5 protein-coding genes and 1 pseudogene are annotated in these 6,246 nt (G+C 46.8%); 4 read left to right on the top strand and 2 right to left on the bottom strand.

The window, feature by feature from the left end; all coding sequences use genetic code 11:
* Positions 1-251 precede the first annotated feature (251 nt).
* The 4 genes and pseudogenes from PN462_RS14880 to PN462_RS14865 all read left to right on the top strand — a co-directional run.
* Positions 252-507: pseudogene (locus tag PN462_RS14880) on the top strand (RNA-guided endonuclease TnpB family protein); the annotation flags it as partial.
* A gap of 150 nt (positions 508-657) precedes the next feature.
* Positions 658-1,746, top strand: a complete 1,089-nt coding sequence (gene bchI, locus PN462_RS14875) for a magnesium chelatase ATPase subunit I (protein WP_272129340.1) — start codon at positions 658-660, stop codon at positions 1,744-1,746.
* Positions 1,747-1,819: 73 nt separating this feature from the next.
* Positions 1,820-2,611, top strand: coding sequence for an ABC transporter ATP-binding protein (locus PN462_RS14870; RefSeq protein WP_272129338.1), 792 nt, complete (start codon positions 1,820-1,822; stop codon positions 2,609-2,611).
* Between the two features lie 51 nt (positions 2,612-2,662).
* Entirely contained in the window at positions 2,663-4,045 is a 1,383-nt protein-coding gene (locus tag PN462_RS14865) for an MlaD family protein (protein ID WP_272129336.1), read from the top strand.
* On the opposite strand, the gene PN462_RS14860 is transcribed toward PN462_RS14865, so the two are convergent.
* The gene (locus PN462_RS14860; protein ID WP_272129334.1) at positions 4,037-4,861 is read right to left on the bottom strand and encodes an ABC transporter permease; all 825 of its coding nucleotides are present in this window, start codon (positions 4,859-4,861) and stop codon (positions 4,037-4,039) included. The genes PN462_RS14865 and PN462_RS14860 overlap by 9 nt on opposite strands.
* 227 nt (positions 4,862-5,088) lie before the next feature.
* The gene (locus tag PN462_RS14855) at positions 5,089-5,994 is read right to left on the bottom strand and encodes an ABC transporter ATP-binding protein (protein ID WP_272129332.1); all 906 of its coding nucleotides are present in this window, start codon (positions 5,992-5,994) and stop codon (positions 5,089-5,091) included.
* Between the last annotated feature and the right edge of the window lie 252 nt (positions 5,995-6,246).

The following is a 6,246-nucleotide window of genomic DNA, read 5'->3' as shown; positions in this document are numbered from 1 at the left end:
GGGCAGAGGGCAGGAGACAGAGGGCAGGAGGCAGAGGGCAGAGGGCAGAGGGCAGGAGACAGAGGGCAGGAGGCAGGAGGACAAAGGACAAAGAACAAACAACCAACCCATAACAAACATCCCATTTGCCATTACGGCAAATATACGATAGCTTGAAAGCCCTGTGGCTTTAGCCTAGGGATGAAAAGCAACGGCCACTATAGTCGCCGTCCTTACGCCAGTCATGTTAGTCTGATTATACTAGAGTTCAACAGTCCAGGAACTATCACAAGGCTAGGAGTCGATACGACCGAAAGCATTTAAGGGTAAGCAGGCAGCGTAATGAGTGGGCAGATGGCCTACTGCGTCATCCAATCTAACGATTGGGTTGCCTATGAAGACTTAAATGTGAAAGAGTTTGTTGGCGATCGGGACTTAGCTAAGTCGGTTAGTGACGCGGGCTTGTATGCTGCGCCTTGGACTAACTACCGTGGGACACACGGGAAGTTATACGCTTGGGGAGATTAGACCTCTGGCTGGGTTGGCGCAATCCTGCTTAGTGAAGTCTGGTCGTTGAACCAAGAATCCCCGTTGCGTGATTCGCGGGGAGTGTCAAAATGGAGAACGTTGCCTACAAGAGATTCACTGTTAATAAGCTCAGATAGTTCAAGAAACCCTATGACCGTAACAGCCGAAGCACCGCTGCAAACTACGCCTTCTACTAGCCGTGTTGTTTTTCCCTTCACTGCTATTGTGGGTCAAGAAGAGATGAAATTGGCCTTGATCCTCAATGTCATTGACCCCAAAGTGGGAGGGGTGATGATTATGGGCGATCGCGGAACTGGAAAATCCACCACCATCCGCGCTTTAGCCGATCTTCTGCCGGAAATGGATGTGGTGGAACATGACCCCTTCAACTCCCACCCCACGGACACGGACTTGATGAGTGATGAGGTTCGTCAGTCGGTGATGGACGGCCATCCCGTCTCGGTAGTCCGGAAAAAAGTGACAATGATCGACCTCCCCCTAGGGGCCACCGAAGACCGGGTTTGTGGAACAATTGATATTGAGAAAGCCCTGTCGGAAGGGGTGAAAGCCTTTGAACCGGGATTATTGGCCAAAGCCAACCGAGGCATTCTCTATGTGGATGAGGTGAACCTCTTGGATGACCATTTGGTGGACGTTCTCCTCGACTCGGCGGCCAGTGGTTGGAATACGGTAGAACGGGAAGGGATTTCAATTCGTCACCCGGCCCGGTTTGTACTGGTGGGGTCCGGAAACCCGGAAGAAGGGGAACTGCGGCCTCAATTATTGGACCGGTTTGGGATGCACGCAGAAATTCGCACCGTGAAAGAACCAGAACTGCGGGTGCAAATTGTGGAACAGCGATCGCAATTTGACCAAGACCCCAAAACCTTCTTAAATCACTATGCAGACCAACAGAAGGAATTACAACAAAAAATCGTTGATGCTCAAAACCGTCTCTCGGAAGTCACCGTGGATTATGATCTGCGGGTGAATATTTCCCAAGTTTGTGCAGAATTAGATGTGGACGGATTACGGGGCGATATCGTCACCAACCGGGCGGCCAAAGCCTTAGCGGCCTTTGAAGGACGCAATGAAGTCACCGTAGAAGACATTCGCCGAGTCGTCACCCTCTGCTTACGTCACCGTCTCCGCAAAGACCCCTTAGAATCCATTGATTCAGGGTATAAAGTCCAAAAAGTCTTCAATCAGGTATTCGGCGTTGAACCTGTAGAAGTATAATCCCAGACAAAGAGGTAATGATTAATTAGTTGTTGTTTGTTGTTTGTTCTTTTTCTACCTTCACCCCAACCTGATGACCCAGCAACACCAACCCATTATCGAGTTAAAACAAATCAGTAAGAGCTTTGGGAATAGTATTGTCCTTGATCAAGTTGATCTCAAAGTGTACTGTGGGGAAGCCTTAGTGATTATTGGGCCATCGGGGACCGGGAAATCGACCATTTTACGAATCATTGCCGGATTATTAGCCCCAGATAGTGGAGAAGTGTATGTGAAGGGAGAAAAACGGGACGGGTTACTCGAAGATACAGACGACCCCCTCCCCATTAGCATGGTCTTTCAGCAAGCGGCCTTGTTTGACTCCTTGTCGGTAGCAGAAAATGTGGGGTTTACCTTGTTTCAACACTCCAACTTAGACCATAAAACCATCCATCGTTTAGTGGAAGAAAAACTAGCCTTGGTGGGGTTAGAGGGAATTGCGGATTATTATCCGGCCCAATTATCTGGGGGGATGCGGAAACGAGTGAGTTTTGCCCGTGCTATTATGACTAATCCGGCCAATCCCCAAGATAATCCAGAAGTGGTGCTGTATGATGAACCCACCGCCGGCCTTGATCCCATTGCTTCGACGGTGATTGAAAATTTAGTGCGTCAACTGCAAGACACCAGTAATGGTTGTAGTACCTATGTGATGGTGACACACCAAGACAGCACCATTCGTCGCACCGCAGACCGGGTGGTTTTTTTGTACGGGGGTAAGGTGAAATGGGAAGGCCCGGTGGACGAAATTGACACCACAGAGAATCCTATCGTGCGCCAATTCTTTAGTGCTAGTTTAGATGGGCCGATTCGAGTGCTGAACTAATGTTGAGGAGGAGTTCCCACCATGCGATCGCGGATAGTACGAGAAGGCTCTGTGGGTCTATTTGTTTTATTGGGTCTCGCTGTATTTGGTACGTTAACCTTTTGGTTACGTGGCCTCCAGTTTGGCCAAGAAAATTATACCTTTCAGGTAGAATTTGAAAACACAAACGGAATGACCGTGGGGGGAGTCGTTCGGTATCGAGGGGTGAAAGTCGGGACTATCGTGGGGATCACCCCCGATACCAATGGTATTATCGTCACCGTGTCCATTTCCCCGGTTGATCTCGTTATTCCCAAAGACTCCCTCATTGTCGCCAACCAGTCAGGGTTAATTAGTGAAACAATCGTCGATATTACACCCTTGACCACTTTACCCGATGAGTCCTCCTTAGCTACCCCCCTTAGCTCCGATTGTGATAGTACCCTGATTATTTGCAAGAATGAACGGTTAGACGGAGAAACCGGGTTAACCCTCAATGATGCGGTGAGTAGTACCGTGGCCTTGAGTGACCGACTTACAGACCCCGAATTTTTTGGCAATGTGAAGGAATTAACCGCCAATGCGAGTTTAGCGGCGGAAAATGTGGCTGAGTTGAGCGAAGAATTAACGCAACTGTCTAGGACGTTTCGGACGGAGTTAGAGGACATTGGTGGCACAACTGAGGGAGTTACCGCACAAGTGACGCGCACCAGTGAACAACTCAACCGAACCGCCGAAGAATACCGTCTCACGGCGGTTCAACTCAACCGTTTACTCAATAATATGAATTCTGCGGTGTCGGAAAATCGCGCTGATGTGGCTATGACTTTGGATAATATTGGGGTAATTAGTGGGGAGTTAACCCAATTGTTGGCCAATGCCAATACAACTCTAGAGCAGGTGAATGGGAGGGATACTCAACAACTGTTACAAAATTTAGAGGAGTTAACGGCGAACGCCAATGCCGCTTCTGCTAATCTACGGAATATGACTGATGCGTTTAGTGACCCAGAGAATATTATCGCACTGCAACGGACGTTAAATTCGGCGAGAGTTACCTTTGAGAATGCTCAGAAAATTACCTCTGACTTAGACGAGTTAACGGGAAACCCAGAGTTTCGCCAAAATATTCTCCGTCTGGTGGACGGGTTAAGTAGTTTGGTGTCTTCTACCGAACAGTTAGAACAACAAGTGCGTACTGCACAAGAGTTAGAGTCTCAACCCCCTCCTACTGCATCTAACCCTCCCGAAACTCCCGAAACTCCCGAAACTCCCGAAGCTCCCGAAACTCCCGAAACTCCCGAAACTCCCGAAACTCCCGAAACTTCTCCATCTCTCACCGCTTCTCCATCTCCCGAAACCTCTCCATCTCCCCAACTCTCCGACGTATCCCCAGAGTTAGTAAGAGAGTTGTTTTTATCGGAGGAGAGGGAAGACAAAGACACCTCAGAGTAAGTCTTGTTGGCGAAAGCGCAGTAAGCCTAAGCCTAGAAAGATTGTACCCCAGAGTAGGACTCCTAAAGCTGCGATCGCAGGACTAACAAACTGTTGCTCTAATTCTGCCATCATCGGCATATCTGGAGTAATGCGTAATAACGCTGTGGCCAGTTGAAAAGGTAAATAGTCGGCCACCTGCACCCACGGTTCACCGATAAACTGTGTTGCAGTCATTAACACGGGTTCAACCACAAAAATATATAATAATCCAAACACTAATGATAAGGCCAGAGACCGGGTTACAATCCCCAGAAAAAAGGCAAATGTCACAAAAGTCAGTAAATAGAGAAACACACGGGGAACACGACTTAAAACCGTTGTAAACTCGCTTGCACTAAACTCCCCTCCCATTAACGGGGTAAGCGGTAACATGAGGAGAAACGCAAGGAAAAAGGGAACTAACACAAATAATACAGCAGTCAAAACAAAGGCAAAAAACTTCCCCCAGAATAGTTGCTCACGGGATACCCCATGACTGAGAGAGAGATGTAAAGTTCGCCAGTTATAGTCAGAAACCGTCGCTGCTGCGGTTAAGACTAATAAAAAGAAACTCCCCAACCCGGAGGTAATAGAAAGGGCAAGGTTGCCCCCATTTGCCCAAGTGAGAGAGTCTTGTAAAATTTTTTTAGAGTCGGGTTTTGTAACGACTTGATAAGACAGAAACCCACCAATAAATAAGAGAAGTAAGACGGCAATAATTAAACCGCTTAAAATGAGAAACAGATTGCGACTTCTTAGTTTTTGAAATTCTATAGAAATTAAGGTAATAAGCATTGACTTTTGTTTGGTTTTATGTTGAGAAAATTTGGTAATTGGTGATATAGCGTTTTCATCAGAGTTGTAAACTGACTGGTTTGGCAAAGGGAACAGGGAACAGGGAATAGGGAACAGGGATAGGAGTTTTAGAGTTTTTTATTACTTTTTGATTTATGACAAATCATTTATTTTTGCTATAGATAATTTTAAAGTAGTCCAAAGAAAAAAGAAAAAATTGTTAATTGTTAATTGTCCTGAGTTAATTCTAAAAAGAAATTCTCTAAATTATTCCTTGCATAAAAGAGTTCACTGGGATAACAACTGTGTTGGGCTAAATGGTGTAAAACTTGTTCCGTCTCTGCCCCCCAAACCATGATCTCCTCAGCATTTTGCTCCACCTGAGACAGTTGGGGACAATCCTTTAAAAGGGGGAGTATTTCCGGTATATTCTTAGCACGAATAATCAGTTTTTTCTCCTCCCCTTGTAACTCCGCCAAAGTTCCCTGAGTCATTAATTTTCCTTGATTGAGAATAGCGATCGCATTACAAACCTGTTCCACCTCATACAATAAATGACTCGACAGAAAAATCGTCACCCCCTCTTGGGCCAACCGTTGAATTAAACGGCGAATTTCCTGCATCCCCCCAGGGTCCATCCCATTCGTAGGTTCATCGAGAATGAGTAACTGGGGTTGGTGTAAAATAGCCAAAGCCATCCCCAACCGTTGTTTCATCCCCGTCGAAAACTTGCGGGGAGGCCGTCGGGCCACCTCTGCTAACCCCACAAACTCCAACACCTCATCAACGCGATTTTTGGGCAAATCGGGATATAATCGCGCCATAAGCTGCAAATTCTCCCGCGCTGACAAATGAGGCACTAACGCCGGACTTGCCCCCACCAAAGCCCCCACCTGTCGTAAAATCGGATGATGGGTCGGTGTCACCGTCTCCCCAAACACCCGCACTTCCCCCTGAGTGGGACGCAACAACCCTAAAATCATGGCAATAGTCGTAGTTTTCCCGGCCCCATTGGGACCAAGAAACCCAAACACATCCCCCCGACGCACTTTCAGACTCACATCATTCACTGCCGTCATCCCGCCAAATTCTTTCTGAAGCTGGTTAGTTTGTAAAACAATATTGTTTTCCATTACTTTAATTTTTGGTTGGTTGTTTGTGAAAAAGGGAACAGGGAACAGTAAACAGTAAACAGCATCCGAAGGCAGAAGGCAGATGGCAGATGTTGGAATAAGGAGGAAGTTAATCTAAGAAGAAGGACAGAAACTAATCAGAGTAAGGCTTTCAGCTTATTTTAAGTAATTTTAGTTTCACCGAGAGTAACCAGTAAACAGTAACCAATAATCAGTTGTTACTCCCCATCTCCCCCATCTCCCCCATCTCCC

The organism is Spirulina sp. CS-785/01 (assembly GCF_028330525.1).
In the GTDB taxonomy this organism is placed as follows: Bacteria; Cyanobacteriota; Cyanobacteriia; order Cyanobacteriales; family Spirulinaceae; genus JAQMSD01.
The sequence above is the reverse complement of the archived record's forward strand: the minus strand, read 5'-3'. Positions and strand labels throughout refer to the sequence as shown.

Bases quoted from the DNA above. Each gene is read 5' to 3' on its own strand.
- PN462_RS14855 (WP_272129332.1), bottom strand. From the start codon at position 5,994: ATGGAAAACAATATTGTTTTACAAACTAACCAGCTTCAGAAAGAATTT.
- bchI (WP_272129340.1), top strand. From the start codon at position 658: ATGACCGTAACAGCCGAAGCACCGCTGCAAACTACGCCTTCTACTAGC.
- PN462_RS14860 (WP_272129334.1), bottom strand. From the start codon at position 4,861: ATGCTTATTACCTTAATTTCTATAGAATTTCAAAAACTAAGAAGTCGC.
- PN462_RS14870 (WP_272129338.1), top strand. From the start codon at position 1,820: ATGACCCAGCAACACCAACCCATTATCGAGTTAAAACAAATCAGTAAG.